Source organism: Nocardiopsis exhalans (assembly GCF_024134545.1).
Classification (GTDB): domain Bacteria; phylum Actinomycetota; class Actinomycetes; order Streptosporangiales; family Streptosporangiaceae; genus Nocardiopsis; species Nocardiopsis exhalans.
In genome coordinates this window covers 36041-50350 of sequence record NZ_CP099838.1, presented here as the reverse complement: position 1 = coordinate 50350, position 14310 = coordinate 36041, and the positions used below count along the sequence as shown (strand labels likewise).

Annotated in this window: 18 protein-coding genes; 14 read left to right on the top strand and 4 right to left on the bottom strand. The window is 69.9% G+C overall.

The features are described 5' to 3' along the window. Positions 1-122: 122 nt before the first annotated feature. A complete protein-coding gene (locus NE857_RS33930; protein ID WP_254422188.1) occupies positions 123-1268 on the bottom strand; it encodes a MinD/ParA family ATP-binding protein in 1146 nt (381 codons plus the stop codon). A gap of 366 nt (positions 1269-1634) precedes the next feature. Beyond that, positions 1635-1922 carry a hypothetical protein gene (locus tag NE857_RS33925; protein WP_254422187.1) on the bottom strand — a complete coding sequence of 96 codons (288 nt, stop codon included), beginning with the start codon at positions 1920-1922 and terminating at the stop codon, positions 1635-1637. 399 nt (positions 1923-2321) lie between these two features. Here NE857_RS33925 and NE857_RS33920 point away from each other — a divergent pair, with 399 nt between their 5' ends. The 10 genes from NE857_RS33920 (at position 2322) to NE857_RS33875 (ending at position 10083) form a co-directional block, all read left to right on the top strand. Further along, the gene (locus NE857_RS33920; RefSeq protein ID WP_254422186.1) at positions 2322-2549 is read left to right on the top strand and encodes a hypothetical protein; all 228 of its coding nucleotides are present in this window, start codon (positions 2322-2324) and stop codon (positions 2547-2549) included. Positions 2550-2999: 450 nt separating this feature from the next. Continuing rightward, complete coding sequence (gene ligD / locus NE857_RS33915; protein WP_254422185.1) at positions 3000-4850, top strand: non-homologous end-joining DNA ligase LigD; 1851 nt, start codon at positions 3000-3002, stop codon at positions 4848-4850. Then, positions 4847-5617 carry a hypothetical protein gene (locus tag NE857_RS33910; protein WP_254422279.1) on the top strand — a complete coding sequence of 257 codons (771 nt, stop codon included), beginning with the start codon at positions 4847-4849 and terminating at the stop codon, positions 5615-5617. Before ligD ends, NE857_RS33910 begins: the two co-directional genes overlap by 4 nt. A 344-nt stretch (positions 5618-5961) precedes the next feature. Then, positions 5962-7395, top strand: coding sequence for a coiled-coil domain-containing protein (locus NE857_RS33905; RefSeq protein ID WP_254422278.1), 1434 nt, complete (start codon positions 5962-5964; stop codon positions 7393-7395). Further along, positions 7392-7640 carry a hypothetical protein gene (locus NE857_RS33900; protein ID WP_254422277.1) on the top strand — a complete coding sequence of 83 codons (249 nt, stop codon included), beginning with the start codon at positions 7392-7394 and terminating at the stop codon, positions 7638-7640. Before NE857_RS33905 ends, NE857_RS33900 begins: the two co-directional genes overlap by 4 nt. Then, complete coding sequence (locus NE857_RS33895) at positions 7637-8266, top strand: Pycsar system effector family protein (protein WP_254422282.1); 630 nt, start codon at positions 7637-7639, stop codon at positions 8264-8266. The genes NE857_RS33900 and NE857_RS33895 overlap by 4 nt, the downstream gene beginning before the upstream one ends. Before the next feature lie 16 nt (positions 8267-8282). Further along, a complete protein-coding gene (locus NE857_RS33890; protein WP_301184375.1) occupies positions 8283-8426 on the top strand; it encodes a hypothetical protein in 144 nt (47 codons plus the stop codon). Then, positions 8419-9090, top strand: a complete 672-nt coding sequence (locus tag NE857_RS33885) for a hypothetical protein (RefSeq protein ID WP_254422281.1) — start codon at positions 8419-8421, stop codon at positions 9088-9090. The genes NE857_RS33890 and NE857_RS33885 overlap by 8 nt, the downstream gene beginning before the upstream one ends. A 151-nt stretch (positions 9091-9241) precedes the next feature. After that, positions 9242-9457, top strand: coding sequence for a hypothetical protein (locus NE857_RS33880; RefSeq protein ID WP_254422276.1), 216 nt, complete (start codon positions 9242-9244; stop codon positions 9455-9457). 110 nt (positions 9458-9567) lie between these two features. Further along, positions 9568-10083, top strand: coding sequence for a hypothetical protein (locus tag NE857_RS33875; protein WP_254422275.1), 516 nt, complete (start codon positions 9568-9570; stop codon positions 10081-10083). Between the two features lie 386 nt (positions 10084-10469). Here the strand turns inward: NE857_RS33875 and NE857_RS33870 are convergent, their stop codons facing one another. Both NE857_RS33870 and NE857_RS33865 read right to left on the bottom strand, forming a co-directional pair. Continuing rightward, positions 10470-10874: a hypothetical protein gene (locus NE857_RS33870; RefSeq protein WP_254422274.1), complete on the bottom strand. Its 405-nt coding sequence runs from the start codon at positions 10872-10874 to the stop codon at positions 10470-10472. Further along, the gene (locus NE857_RS33865) at positions 10871-11116 is read right to left on the bottom strand and encodes a hypothetical protein (RefSeq protein WP_254422273.1); all 246 of its coding nucleotides are present in this window, start codon (positions 11114-11116) and stop codon (positions 10871-10873) included. Before NE857_RS33865 ends, NE857_RS33870 begins: the two co-directional genes overlap by 4 nt. 388 nt (positions 11117-11504) lie before the next feature. Between NE857_RS33865 and NE857_RS33860 the strand changes: the two genes are divergently transcribed. From NE857_RS33860 to NE857_RS33845, 4 genes are all read left to right on the top strand, one after another. Next, on the top strand, positions 11505-12131 hold the full coding sequence (locus NE857_RS33860; protein WP_254422272.1) for a hypothetical protein: 627 nt from the start codon (positions 11505-11507) through the stop codon (positions 12129-12131). A gap of 273 nt (positions 12132-12404) precedes the next feature. After that, complete coding sequence (locus NE857_RS33855) at positions 12405-12851, top strand: hypothetical protein (protein ID WP_254422271.1); 447 nt, start codon at positions 12405-12407, stop codon at positions 12849-12851. Positions 12852-12949: 98 nt separating this feature from the next. Beyond that, positions 12950-13579 carry a hypothetical protein gene (locus NE857_RS33850; protein ID WP_254422270.1) on the top strand — a complete coding sequence of 210 codons (630 nt, stop codon included), beginning with the start codon at positions 12950-12952 and terminating at the stop codon, positions 13577-13579. A gap of 176 nt (positions 13580-13755) precedes the next feature. Continuing rightward, the gene (locus NE857_RS33845; protein ID WP_254422269.1) at positions 13756-14238 is read left to right on the top strand and encodes a hypothetical protein; all 483 of its coding nucleotides are present in this window, start codon (positions 13756-13758) and stop codon (positions 14236-14238) included. The last annotated feature ends 72 nt before the right edge of the window (positions 14239-14310 follow it).

The window sequence follows — 14310 nt, the reverse complement described above, 5'->3', positions numbered from 1 at the left end:
CGCTGAGGGGAACGACTCTGCCGCATGGGGGTTGATCCTTTCCGCGAGAAACCCCGGAACCTGAGCGGTCCCGGGGCGGCCCGCACACGTGCGGGGAACACGTGGTGGGTGGTGGCCTTGTCCTAGCTGGTGGGCTGCTTGCTGAACTCGGCGCCTACGAGCGCGGCCAGTTCCAGAAGCGCATCCTGAGTCGCAGGGCCGAGCTGGGCCATGTCGATCGCGCTGTCCTCAGCGAGGTGGTCATCCACCGGCACCTGGACCACGGCCCGCGAACGCGACCGGAAGTGCGCCAGTACCTGCCGCATGTCGATCTTCTTATCAACCTTCTCGCCCACCCGGTTGATCACGGAAATGGAATTACGAACCAATTCCTTATAACCGTTCTCCTCCAGCCAGTCCATGGTCTCAGACGCCTTCTTAGCGCCATTCACCGAAGTGTTGGAGACCACGATCAGCTGATCCGTGCGGTCGAGAACTCCACCCTTGCCCCGGATCACGTCGTGCAGGATTCCCGTTCCGCAATCCGAGATGCAGATCGAGTAGTATCGTTCCAGAATGTTTGTGACACGCTGAAAGTCGGACGCCGAGAACGCGTCAGTGACTTCGGGATCCTCGTTCGACGCCAGGACCTCCAGGCGGCTGGGAGCCTGTGAGGTGTAGCCCCGCACGTCGAAGTATCCGCGTGCCTCAGGGGCCCTCAGCAGGTCTTGGATGGTTTTGGAGGTCTCTGTTCGCAGCCTCCCCGCCAGGGTGCCCTGGTCGGAGTTGGCGTCGACCGCGATCACCCGGTCCCCGCGCAGCTGTGCCAACACCGCACCCAGTAGGAACGCGATGGTGGTTTTGCCCACGCCGCCCTTGATGCACAGCACCGCGATGCGCCGGTGCCCCCGCAGGTGCGTGGTCGCGGCCGCGCGTCGGGTGCGCCTCCACTGCTCGATCCGGGACTCACCGGGGTTGATCCGGCCCCGGGTCAGGCGGTAGGTCCACTGGCGCCAGCCGGAGCGGGGGACGTTCGCGGATGCGCGCGAGCGCATCAGCCGTTCAGTGGTCAGGTCCGCCGATGTCTCCGGAGCCGGGGGCGCAGCAGGTGTAGGGGGTTCACCTAGGAAGAAGGCACGGACCTGCTGATCTCCCGGAATGGATCCGTCGGGAGGGGAATCTGGGGAACGGGTGCCCCCATCCGTTTCGGCAGCAGGAAACAGCGGAGGGAAGACGGCCTCTGCCGGGTCCTGGTCCTGGTTCGGCAGCGGCTCGGCCCACAGGTCCACATGGTCCTCAGCACCAGGCTCCCCGACAGCAGCGGCAGGCGGAGGTTCCGACGGCGGACTGTAAGCCGGAATGCCCGGGACCGGCGGAGCATCGTCAGACGAAGGTGCTTTCTGCCTCTCCACCTCAGGTTCGGGCTCCACCTTGGGCTCTGGAGGTGTCGGTTCAGTGCGAGACTCCGCGGCCGGCGGCGTAAGGGACGTTCGTGGTGGAGCGTTGCCCGGCACCCGTCCCCCAGGCCAGGTCATGTTGCTGCCTCCCGGAATCAGTTCGTCCGAGGACGGCAGATCCAAGTTGTTCGCCCCGTTGTAGCTACTACTCACAGTAGATCCCCCCTTGCAGTGAGTTTCAGATGGCGGCAGGTGCGCCTACTCCGTCGATACGCCCATCGCTCGGGCGATGGCCACGGCGATGACCTCGATGATGCCGGGGACGTAGAAGACGATCCCGATGAAGATCGCCAGGATGATGAACTGAGCGAACCGGGTGACCTCCTTGGTGAACAGGAAGAAGATCGCCACGATGGACACGATGACGAGGAAGAGCGGACCGAAGAAGCCGCGCAGGAAGTCCGCGAGGCCCCCGGTATCGGGGGCGTTGGCATCGGCCAGGAGGAGCACAGGCCCCAGGTCGAGCGCGCCGACAGCAGAGAGCATGGATGGATCGATTCTGGGAGATAGGGGAACGCGGGGAGGGGGCGCAGGAGAACAGGCGGCGGTGCCAGCTTCAAGGCCGGGTAGTCCCGCGACCTAAGCTCATCGTGCCGAGCACGTTCGTCGTCACGAGCGCGTGCACGTGCACCTCCGTAGATTCATGGGACGATCCTAACGGGTTTCGGCCCCCCCATTATCTGCCATCGTACGACTCCGGAGAGTGACTATGGTGTGGTCGGGTGGCCTGTTTTGAACGCCTGGCGAGGACGCTAGCAGGGATGGCAGGGAAAAGCGGACATGGGGGCACACATCGCCCATGGCCGGAATCGGTCACCACGAAAGTTCCCCTGACACGCCGGAAAGCGACCCCACGTGTTTCTGATATCTGATAGGAATGGGGTCATGAGCACATCCGGCAACACGGGTGATCGCCCTACCAGGAAGGGCGGGCGCCCCAACAAAGGCCCGCGCCACCCGCGTCTACTCCGGTTCAAGACCAAGGTGAACACGGCCCTGGAGAAGGCTGCGGAAGCCAAAGGCGTCTCTGTACAGGAGTACCTGGACCAACTGGTCGAGGAAAACGTCAAGTCCTTCATGGACGACGAGGAAGAGCAACTGATGAGTGCCTAGACACACGTGAGGCCCGGTCGGAGACCGGGCCTAAGCCACGAGATTGAAGTAGAGACCGCGTCGCCTGCCACAGCCAGCGATCTCTGATTCATAGATTCACACAACTAAACCCAGGTGAGCAGTTTGCAGCTGTTCACCACCGCAGTCCGGTTTGCAGGCCGGTCTGCGCCGAGGGGGCCGTTTGCAGCGGTCCGCCTCTGCCGTTTCGCCTTCCCTCACCGGGCGGGGCCTTCGGCGTGTAGTACCCAAAACAAGTACCCAACGGAGCCGATCATACATGACGCCCCCGGGTCTGGCCGAGTATGCCCGGAAACCGGGCAGGAGAAGCGTGTACAGCGGCGTACAGACGTCTCCAGGCCGGACCTGTCCCCCGATGCCGACGCCCGCGCCGAGCAGGTGTGGGAGGAGTTCACCCGCTGGCACGCTCCGCGTGGTCGCGTGCGGTGTGACGTGCGCACCGAGTCCGGTGCGTGGGCGCACTCCTACGACGACGAGGTGCGCGTCACCGCGGCCCCGCCACAGGGCCCGTACGCCATCTACCTCGCGGACAGGCGCGGCCGCTTCAAGTTCGTGGTGTTCGACTTGGACGCCAAGGCCGTCGGCGCGGAGCAGGTGCGCACCGATGCGGCGTTCCTCGCCGAGTACCTGGACGACGCTGGTTTGGCCTACCTGGTGGCCGCCTCAGGTTCGGCCGGGGGTCTCCACCTGTGGGTACCGGTCAACGACCCGCGAGCGGCTGGAGCCCCGGCGTCCCTGGTGGCGCGCATCGCGCATGCGGCCAAGCACCGGTGCTCGAGCGTGGACAAGTCCCCGCTGACCAACCCGAAGATGGGGTGTGTGCGTCCGCCGGGTGCCCCGCACCGGTCGGGCGGGTACTCGCGGCTGATCGAGCCCCGCGACCCGGTCGCGGCCGCCGCCTACGCCGACGCCGCCCCCAACACCCTGGAGCGCCTGGAGCGGTTCGCGGAGGCCCTCGGCCCGGTGCCCGTCGAGGAGGACCAGGAGACGGCCGCCGGTTCGGGCGGGATCATCGATACCGAGGCGGTGCGGCTGGTCGGCCGACGCCGGGAGATGTCGCAGGTCACCCGCGAGCTGCTCGCCCAGGCCCCCGAGGCGGACGCCTCCGCGCACCTGGCGCGGATCCTCACTGGGTTGGCGCTGTCCCGCTGGAGCCTCGCCGACGTACGGACCGCATACGCGCGGCGTCCGGACGCGCCCGGGTGGGCGCACGTGCGCAGCCAGGCCACGGAGTTCGGGCGGCGCCCGCGTACCGAGGCCGCCCAGCACGCGGTGTTGGACCGCCAGTGGCGCCGTCAGGTCGCCTACGCGGCCCGTCTGCCCCGCAGGGAGCAGCGCACCCAGGACACGCCGCAGGTGTGCGCGCTGGTCGAGATGGTGTGGAGTATCGAGCAGGTGGCTGCGGCCACCGCCGAGTTCGGGCACTGGTGGCGTTCCCAGTCTGGGGCCAGCGACCGCAAGGCGGTCCACCATGTGGCCCAGCTGGCGCTGGAGGCGCTCACGGACACGGTCGAGGTCGACGGCCGCCGTCTGGCCGACGCCACCGGGATGGTCCATTCCACCGCGGCCCGCGCGCTCGGGCGTCTGGTGATGGACGGCCGCCTCATCCTCATCGAGGAGGGCGAGGGTCGACGCGCCCACACCTACCGGATCGTTCCGGCCACCGAATGGGCTGTGCAGCAGGTGCGTGAAGTTCCCAGTGTGCAGGGTGGGACACAAGCGACCCCAGCGCCTGCGGACTGCCCCCCGGACCTGACCCGCGAGGCCCTGCTAACCCGCATGCGCGCACGCTCCGACCACGCCGCGCACGACGTATGGACCGCACCGCGCCCACAAGGCACGGGAGGGCTCGGCCGCCACGTGGAAGCCACCGCGGCCGCGGTGGAGGAGACCCCGAAGAACACCCACCCTTACGACGTAGAATTTCTGACCCGGCGCACCGGCTACACCCCGGACACTATCGCCCGCCACCTGCGCACACTCGCATCCTGGAACCTGGTGGCCACCAATCCCACTACCAGCCACCTGCGCACACTCCCCGAGCGCTACGACGACGTGGCCCGAGCCTTGGACGTCGAGGGCACCCGCGCCCGGCGCATGGCCCACTACGAACACGAGCGCCGGGTGTGGGCCGCATGGGTTGCTGAGGTCGAGGTCCTGCGCGCGCCCCGCGGCTCCCTGATCCAGATGACCGGACGCCGCCGCACCCCCTACCCCCGCACCCCAGATGGACGCCCCGACCACGCCGCAGCCCGCGCCCAGGCCCTGGCAGCCGCCGCGTGAGTCCCACCACCGCGGCCGCCGATCCCGAGGAGCACACCACCATGACCACCCCACCCGAGCTGGCCGAGCACCCCGACGTGGTGAACACCCGCCGAGCCCTGCGTGATCAGCTGGAGCGCATGGGCCCCGACGAACAGGACCAGCGCGCCGACCTCCAGGAGTTGCTGGAGCTGCTGGAGACCGACCCCACCGTGGCCCTGTTCGCCCCGGCCCAGCGCACGATCGCCCTGGTCCAGGAACTGGCCCGCCAGCGCACGCCCCTGGCCCGACAGGTGGCCCTGGCGCGCGAGCACGAGCGGTTGAGGGCCGACCCCGCGCGCAACGCGCGGGCCCTGAACCGCCTCGGCAAGATCAACCCCCTGGCCATCGAGGAACACGCCGCCCTGCGCACCCGCACCGCCGAGCTGCTCCAGGAACTGCGCACCTTGGCCGACCCCGCGTGGACCACCCCCCAGCGGCGCCGGGCCCTGGCCGACGAACGCATGCCGCCCCTGGACGGCACGTGGGGACTGTCCGCCCTGGCCGACCAACTGCGTCGCAGCGTGCGCGATGCCCTGGCCATCGATCCCACCCACCCCCAAGCCCTCCACCTGGTGACCCTGGCCGAGGCGATCGAGAACGCCCACCCCGACGCCCAACCCCACCCGACCCCGTGCGCCGGGCCCGGATGCACCCAACCGCTCCCGCCGGCCGACCGGGGACGCCAGCGCCGGTACTGCTCACCGCCGTGTCGAAACCAGGCCCGCCGCGCGGCCGCAAAACGCTGACACCGCCGTGTCCGGCGCGGTAAACTCCTGGTCTAGGACGACCCGCCCCACCCGGGGCAGCGCCCCGAGGAGCCCGCGGCCACCGCTACGGCGGCCCCCGGCACCCGAACTCCGCCCGGTCACCACGGTGACCACGAACCAGCACCACGACGAGGAGGACACGCACCGACACCGCCGCACCCGCCCCGAGGCGCCACCACAGCCGAGCCGCCCGGGACAAGCGAAAAAACGGGTCGCGGCCGCCGCCAGCATGCGGCATTTTTCTTCAGCTAATTTCTGGAATACTAGAAACAGTATTCCAGAAATAGTAGGGTGGGTGTACACCCACTCCGAGAGGATCGTCCGTGACCGAAACTCCGCCCGAACCGCCCGCCACCGATCACGAGCCCGAGCACGGCTGGTGGCCCCACCGGTGCGCCTACTGCTCCGGGCTCATCGAGCGCACCCGCCCCGCCGAGGGCGCCGGACGCCCGCCGAACTACTGCTCCCGCCGCTGCCAGAACGACGCCAAGGCCGCTCGGGTGCGCGACAAGAACTCCCCTGGCCTGCTCGGCACCGTGGCCCGCGCCGAAGAGATCATCGAGCGCCTGGACCAGGTCGGCGAGGGCATCCGCAAGGAACTCGCCGAACTGGCCTCCCCCGCCGGCCTGGAGTCGCAGATCGCCGCCGCGCGCGCCGAGGCCCAGGGCGAGGTGGCCCGCGCCACCCAGGTCGCCGAGACCGCCCACGCCGACGCCGCACAGGCCACCGCCCGCGCCGAGGCGGCCGAAGCCGCCCAGGCCGCAGCCGAAGAGGTGACCGAGCGCGCTCTGACCGACCGCGACCAGGCCCAGCGCGAGGAGCGCGCCGCCCGCAGCGAGGCCGCCCAGGCCCAGGAGACCGCCACCGCGGCGACCGCCCGCGCCGAGGCAGCCGAGCACGAGCGCGAGATCCAGGCCGCCGACGCCGACCGGCAGCGCCGCGCCGCGGCCGCCGCCACCGAGCAGGCACAGGCTGAGGTCGAGCGCCGCCGCACCGCCGAGGCCGAGGCCGAGCGCGCCCGCACAGCCGAAATCGCCGCCCGCCAGGACGAGGCCACCGCCCGCGCCGACGCGGCCGCCGCCGAGCGGCGCCGCCAGGAGGCCGAGACCGACCGTGAGACCGCGCTGGCCCGCGCCACCCAGGCCGAAGACCAGCGTCGCGCTGCCGAACGCGACCGCGACCAGGCCCAGCGCGAGGAGCGCGCCGCCCGCAGCGAGGCCGACCAGGCCCAGGAGGCCGCCACCGCGGCGACCGCCCGCGCCGACACGGCCGAGGCCGCCCGCGTGGAGGCGATCGAGGAGGCCCAGCGCCTGCGCCAGGCCGTGGCCGCCATCGAACACGAGTTGGCCCAGGCCCAGGAGGCAGCCCAGCACCAGGCCGAGCGCGCCGACCGCGCCGAGGGCGAGCGCCAGCGCGAGGCCCAGCGCGCGACCACGGCCGAGCACCGGCTCCAGCGCGCCGAGGGCCGCGCCGAACGCGCCGAGGAGCGCGCCGACCGAGCCGACCGCGAGCGCGTCGCCGAGGCCGAGCGTGCCCGGCAGGCGCAGGACCAGGCCCGCGAGGCGAACGAGGCCCGCGCAGCAGCCGAGGCCGAGCGCGACGCCGCTCAGGCCGCCCGTGCGGAGACGGTCGAGCGCGTCGCCGACTTGGAGCGGCAGCTCACCGCCGAGCGCACCGGCCGACAGCACGACATCCAAGAACTGCGTGAGCGAATCGAGCGGCTGCGCGCCAACACTTCTGATGAGGGAGACCAATGAACGAACAGGACATCCGCGACCGCGTCGCCGAGATCGCCGCGCTCAACGACCGCGGCGAGCACGACGCGGCCCGAGAGGCAGAGCACATCCTCTACCGGGAGTTGCTGCTCTGGATCGCCAATGGGGTCGAGGATCCGGCCGGACTCGCCAAGGTCGCGACCGTCGCGACCCTTCAGGAAGCATTCCGCGCGGACGCAGAGAAGCCGCCCGCCGACTCCCCACACAGCCCGGAGGGCCGCCGATGAACACGACCCCCACGGACACCACTACCGACACCACCGACACCGCCGAGCAGGACCAGCAGGACGACCAGGCCCCCGCACCCGCGCAGCCCCATACCGAGGAGGCACCCGCGGTCACCGCCCCCGCACCGCGCCGGCACGTCGAGGCGGTCCCCGCAACTCTGGCCGAGGCCGCCGCGGCCGATGCCACAACCGATCTCGCCCGCACCGACACCAGCAACGCCGCTCTGGCCGGCCTATCCGGTGTGCTGCTGACCATCCTGGTCGCCGGGGCCGGACTGACCAGCGCAGACGGGGGGTTCCCCGTCGTGGCGCAGGCCGCCATGGGCGCGGCCGCCGCCGTCCTGGCTGGCGTGCTGGTCATCCTCGCGGCCGCCATGTGGCCCCGCCACGGAGGCGTCGGCGGCGTCCCCCACTACGCGCGCCTCACCGGCACCGAACTCGCCGACGAACTCGCCCAGGCCGCTGCGGACCCGGCGGCCGAGGCCCGGTGGCACGCCGAGCGCGCCACCGCCAAGGCCCGCATCGCCGTGCGCAAACACGCTCACCAGCGAGCCGCCGCCGCAGGGTTGGCCCTGGCCGGTGTGCTGCTGGCCGTGGCCACCATCGTGACCATCACGCTCACCTGACATGGAGGAGACCCCGATGGCACCCCCGAGCCGCACCCGCGCGGCCCACCCTCGCCGCCGCACCACACCCACCACGCGCCCGGTCGAGGACGCCCCGGCCCCGTCCCCCGCCGAGCACGCCACGGCCGCCCGACACCCGGAAGGGTCACCCCATGCCTGATTTGTTCGGTGGCCTGGTCCCTGACCCACAACCGCAGGAGGGCACGGAGCCGTCTCGGCGCCGACGCGGCTCCGTCCCGCGCCTGCCCGCCGAGATCTGGCACCAGCTGTTGGCGTGCGAGGAGACCGCGAGCGCCTACGCGGCCGCCACCTACCGGCGCGGCGAGGACCAATGCTGGCCCTGGTGCTCAGCGCTCTCAGACTCAGGCCACGGGAAACTCAAAGCCGGACGCGCCGCAGGAGGCGCAGCCGGGCGTACGGTGAGCGCCCACGTTTACGGCTACCAGCTCCACCACCAACGGCTGATCACCCCGACCCTGGCCGTCCCTGATCCGGTCGTGGCACACGCTTGCGACGAACCGAGTTGCCAGAATCCCAACCACTGGCACCTCATAAGCCGCGCCGAAAACCTGCGTGACTTCCACCGCCGCAAGGGCGCGTGGCCGCTCAACGACATCCGGACCGGTCCTGGCCGCAGGAGCGTGCGCGCCGAGGCGTTGCGCGAGGCCGTCCGAGGAGCGTGGGCCGCCCGCGATCAGGTCCGGGCCCTACGAAGGCGCGGTGAGCCGGTCCCAGCGGAACTGGAGGCCGCCGCCGACGTCGAAGCAGCCTTCCACCGCGCGAGCGAGGCCGGACGGCCGGAGGAACCACTCCGCCTGTTCTGATCCGTGCTCCCCCAGGGCCCCGGAGACCACACCGGGGCCCAGCAGAATGTGGTGCGCGACACATCCAAGAATTTCCCAATGTTGGTTATGAGCCATAACCAACTGTGCTAAGATGGTGGTACACCAAACGGAAAGGAGGTGAAAAGAACAGATGCGGGAAGAAATCATCAACGCCCTCATGGACAAGATGGCGTCCGCCGCTCGCCGCCAGGGTTTCCAGGTATGGCGGAACGTCGAGCAGGACTCGTGGCACTTCGGCCACGACGGCGTGTACGTCTCGGTCCAGGAGACCCCCCGCACCGGTGACGAGCTGATCCACCTGCTCGGCACCCTGCGCGGGCTCGGTCTGGTCTACCCCGAGGAGTAGGCCGACCCCGGGCCGCCCCAGCCAGGGGCGGCCCGCCCACCGGTCGTTGACAGTCCCGCAGCACAAACGCGCAGAAGTGGAAAAGGAAACAGAAAAGGAGGGGCCCTACGATGTGGGTCATTGAAATCGGAATATCAGGAATCCCCACACCGGTCGAATCCGAGACGCGCGAGCGCGTCGAGGCCTTGGGCCGGGCCGCCCCGGCAGGGGGGCGCACGCGCTACGACGCCGCTCGGGGCACGCTAACCGTACGCAGTCACCAGGACCACGCCGATCCCCTGGAGGCCGCCGCCACGGCCAAGGAGCGCGCCCTGTCCGCGGTGGAGGCCGCTGGCGTCACCGGGGCGCAGGTGGAGGCCCTCACTGTCATGACCGAGGCCGAGGAAGTACGGCACCTGATGTACCCCGAACCCTTGGACGTGGTCGGCACGACCGAGGCCGCCCGCATCCTGGACGTCACCCAGCCCCGAGCCAGCGACCTTCTCCGCGAGGGGTCGCCCCGGCGCGACCCCCAAGCCCCGACCCCGATCGTGGTGACCAAGGCCGGTTCGCTCTACCTGCGCAAGGCGGTGGAGCGCTACGCCGCCACCCGCAACACCGACCAGATCCCGTGGAAGAACAGCTAACCTCACTCCGGGGGCCTGCTGCTCTACCTGGTTGAGCAGCAGGCCGCACACCCGAGACCGCCGACGACCCCGCCAGGGCCGTCGGCGGTTTTCGTGTTACGCCCAGCCTCGCCGTTCCTGGCCACTCACCGACACCACGAACACAAAGGGTCGCAAGCCCCCGGGCACCAGCATCACCAGCTGGTTCGGTACGCACCGAAGCTGTAGCGTCGAGCAGGGATCAGCGGATCGGTCCAGGGCTGGTGGTACCAGGGGCTCCGCGCCCCTGGACCCCCGCATCCCGGTCGGGAACCCGGCGCCGACCGGACGTGCGCGACCTCGGCGAGCAGGCGCCGGAACCCCGCCCGGACCAGGCAGAGCGGGCCCCGCGCACTGGAAACAGCAGCTCAGGGCAGGCGTTCGATCACCAGCGCGGCATCCAGCGCCAGCAGCGCATCAGGTTCGGCCGTGACCACCGGCCAGGCACGGGCGCGAGCACTCAGAGCGACCTGCGCGACCGCAGTCGCATCCCCCGGTGGGCGCCGACGGGCCCGTGCCAGCAGGTCACCCGCGCGCACCGCCGTCTCGGCGGTCAGCTCATCGACCACGATGGGGGCGAAGTCGACCAGTTCGGTCAGCTCGGCCCGCGCGGGTTCGGACAACTGGCCCCGCGCGGCCAGCAGAGCCGCAGCCGGTACAGCCAGGACCAAGGCGCCGGAGCGTTGGGCGGCGCCCACCAGGGCGCGCGCGTAGATCCGGCCGGTGGCGTAGGCGGTCAGCGCCGTCACGTCCAGGACGCGGCCGCCGATCACCGAGAGGCCGGTTCGAGCCCGAGGCGTTCCATCATCTCGGCGATCTCGCCGTCCAGGCCCCAAGAGTCGACCCGCCGGGACGTCTCCTGGACAGAGAGTGTTCCGGGGCGCTCAGCCGCGCGTACCGCGGCGAGGTCGCCCTCACGGTCGAGCGCGGCGAGCGCCTGGTCAGCCTCACCGGCGGTGATCTCACCGGAGTCCAGGCGTCGCCGGAGTTCCTCGCGCGGGTCTGCGTTGGTCATGTGCCCCAGTGTAGGACGTGCTGTGGAAGCCGTCAGGAGGGCGTTGAGGAAGAAGTTCGTCCGGAAGGACCCCAGCACTCCAAACTACTGATATATTCATATTGAAATTGTGGCAGGGAAGACCGACGCCCTTCCCCGCGGCGGCATCCTCGTCATCCGCGCCGAGTGGGGCCGACGAGGCCGCCGGCCTGTTCGGGCATGAAAGTGGCGGCCGAGGAACCCAGTCTGCAAGAGACCAAGCCGACACCCACGACCGCCGATTTTCCGCCCACACGCAAAACACTGATCTCTGGAGGCCGGAACCTCAGAACAGAGTCCGCAGTGTGGTCCGGTCACATTACCACGGGTCCGCCGGCTTCTCCGGCGGCCGAACCGAAGGAGCCAGGACATGAGCGCGACACCACCCCAAGACCAACTCGGTGTGCTCCGATGGGCCCAGCTGAACGGGTTCCCCTACGCCAAGAGGATCGCACGCGATGCCCAGGCCCACACCGAGGCGCTGGAGCGGTGGCTGGACGAACGGGGCCTGAGTCGCGACATCCTGGCCGATCTCCCCGAGACCCCCGTGACGCTGGACCAGTGGGCGCAGTTCATCGAGGAGAACCCGGTCACCGTCAAGTCGTGGCAGCGCCGACCGGACTGGAACGTGCGCCCGCAGGTGGCCGGTCCCCGATGGGCCACCAGGCGCAGGGGGAAGGCTCCCGACGTCTACAGCCTCACCGAACTGGAGGCCTACCCCCGCCCGCGGGACCGACGCATCGACCCGGAGCTGTTCGAGGAGGGCGAGCACCTCACCCTGTACGCCATCGCCGTGCGCGCAGGGTTGGAGCACGCCGAGGACCTTTACAAGTACCGCTACCGCGGCTACGAGGGGTTCCCGCCGCCAGTCGAGGGCAAGGCGTCGGCCGAGGAGGGATCCGCGACGCAACCCCATGCCCAGGAACTGCACGAGGCCCGTGCAGTCGCCGAGTGGTTCAACCGCCTGCCCGGACGTCGGGGCCGGCGCGCCAGGTGAGGCCCGCATGCGCGCGACCGGTCGAAGCCGTGGAGGCGCATGTCCATGTGCGTGGCGCCCAGGAGCCAGCTCGGCGCCGGCCCGGTGCCGCGAGACGACGGTGACCAGCCGGAGGGGACAACGAAGGCCGAAGAGAATCCGGCATGGATTCTTTTGTTTTCGCTGGTGGGTGTGGTTCAACCACGCCCCAACTACTGATATACTCATATTGAAAGAGCGGCAGGGGAGACCGACACCCTCCCCCCGCACCGCCCACCGCGAAACGAGGCAGGCATGTCCCCGTACCAGCACGACCACGAACGACTCGCGTGGCTGATCTTCACCATCGAGCAGGACCTCGGCGAGGGCCGAACCTCCCGAGCCAAAACCTCCCTGACCGAGGGGTATGAGATCTACCAGCGCCACGGCGTGGCCGCGAACCGGATCCTCATCGACCGCCTGGAGAAGCTCAAGGAGCGCCAGAACCGCATGAGCCAGGCCCAGGCCCAGGAGCTGACCCTGCGCCACTACCAGGGTGACGAGCACGGCCAGGGCCTGCGCGGCGCACTCCAGGGCTACGGCGTGCACGTGAGCATTCACGTCGAGGAGTCCGACAACTACGACCACACCGTGCGGTTGCACATCGGATACGACGACGAATCCTCGTTCAACCCGGTCATCGAGGTCGAAGGCGAGGCCTCCACCGGAGGTCTCGGCCAGTGGTTCACCCTGATCCCCTAGATCCTGCCGAGCCCGCGCCGAAGGCCTCGGCGCGGGCTCCAGCCCCTGAGGGGGAGACCGACACCCTCCCCCGCCGCCCATACGAGAGGAACACCCCGATGCAGCACCCCGCCCACAACCCCGAGCAGGTCACCGCCCTGATCGCGGCGGCTGACCACCCGCTCGGCGAGGTCCCCCAGCCCGTCCCCGGGATGGAAGAGCAGGGACTCACCTTCAGTTACCGCATGGTTGAAGGCGCTGGAGAGCGAAAGGTCGAATGGCTCACCGAACGGGGGTGGAGGGAAGCCCAGTGCCTGTACATCCTGGCCGACCTGGAGACCCCGGGAAAGCTCGGCCAGGCTGACCGCCTGCGCGCGGACCTGATCAACGAAGAGCAGCGTATGAAGGCCCACTACCTCCGGGGTCACCTGGTGACCCTGGCGTTTGGCCTGCTGTGCGTCGACAACGCGATCAAGTACCCCACGAGCGAGCGCGACCCGTGGTACCGGCTGGAAACGCGGCTGGACCGGTCCGTGCGCAGCCGTCTGCTCAACGAGGCGGTGAAGCAGATCAACGGGGGCGCGGACGTCTTGGAGTCGGGCGGCTACGAGGACGCGGCGCGCGAACTCATCGCTCAGGTGGTCATCCACCTGGACGACGAGGGCGGGGCTCGGTCGTTGGCCCACGACGCCGACATGCCCGAGGCGATCGAGCGCCGAGCTGAACACCGGCGCGGCCGCCGAGGCTGACCCGTTCCCCGACCCCTGCAAGCCCGTGCCGGAGAGAATCCGGCGCGGGTTTTCGTGTTTTTGCTGGTGGTTGTGGTTCAACCACACCCCAACTACTGATATACTCATATTGAAAACGCGGCAGGGGAGACCGACACCCTCCCCCGCACCGCCCACACGAAAGAGAGCACCAGAACATGACCCACGAACCCACCTTCGGCGAAAAGCTCCAGGCGCTGGCCGCCCTCAAGACCCGCGTGGCCACCGCCCGCCACCTGGTGGTCGCGCTCCAACAGGACCTGTCCGACCCGGTCACCGACCCGTGCGAGATGTCCTACCTGGAGAGCGTCGCGGTCGCCGTCTACGCGCGCGCCAGCGTCTGGCTCGGCGAGGACCCCGCCGTCCTGGTAGAGGAGGTGCGCGGCGTCGTTGAGGACGAGCGCAACGACGCCGACGGCCAGGAGGTCGAGCCGGAGGGACTGAAGTACCACCGGCCGAGCGAGGACTTCCCGCAGATGGTCACCTTCCTGGCCCACCGGGGCGACGTCCCCGCCCCGCGCGACCACGAGCAGGCGCGTCTGCTGTGCCTGAACGTCCTGGTGTGCCTGATGCACGCCGAGTACGCCGCCCACGGGACCGAGTGGGAGGTCTACGACGCTCACGAGCCGTTCGCGTTCTGACCGGCGCGCACGGGGTGCGGCCCGCAGGGGCCGCACCCCCATCCCAGACCAGCCCGACACGAAAGCAGACCC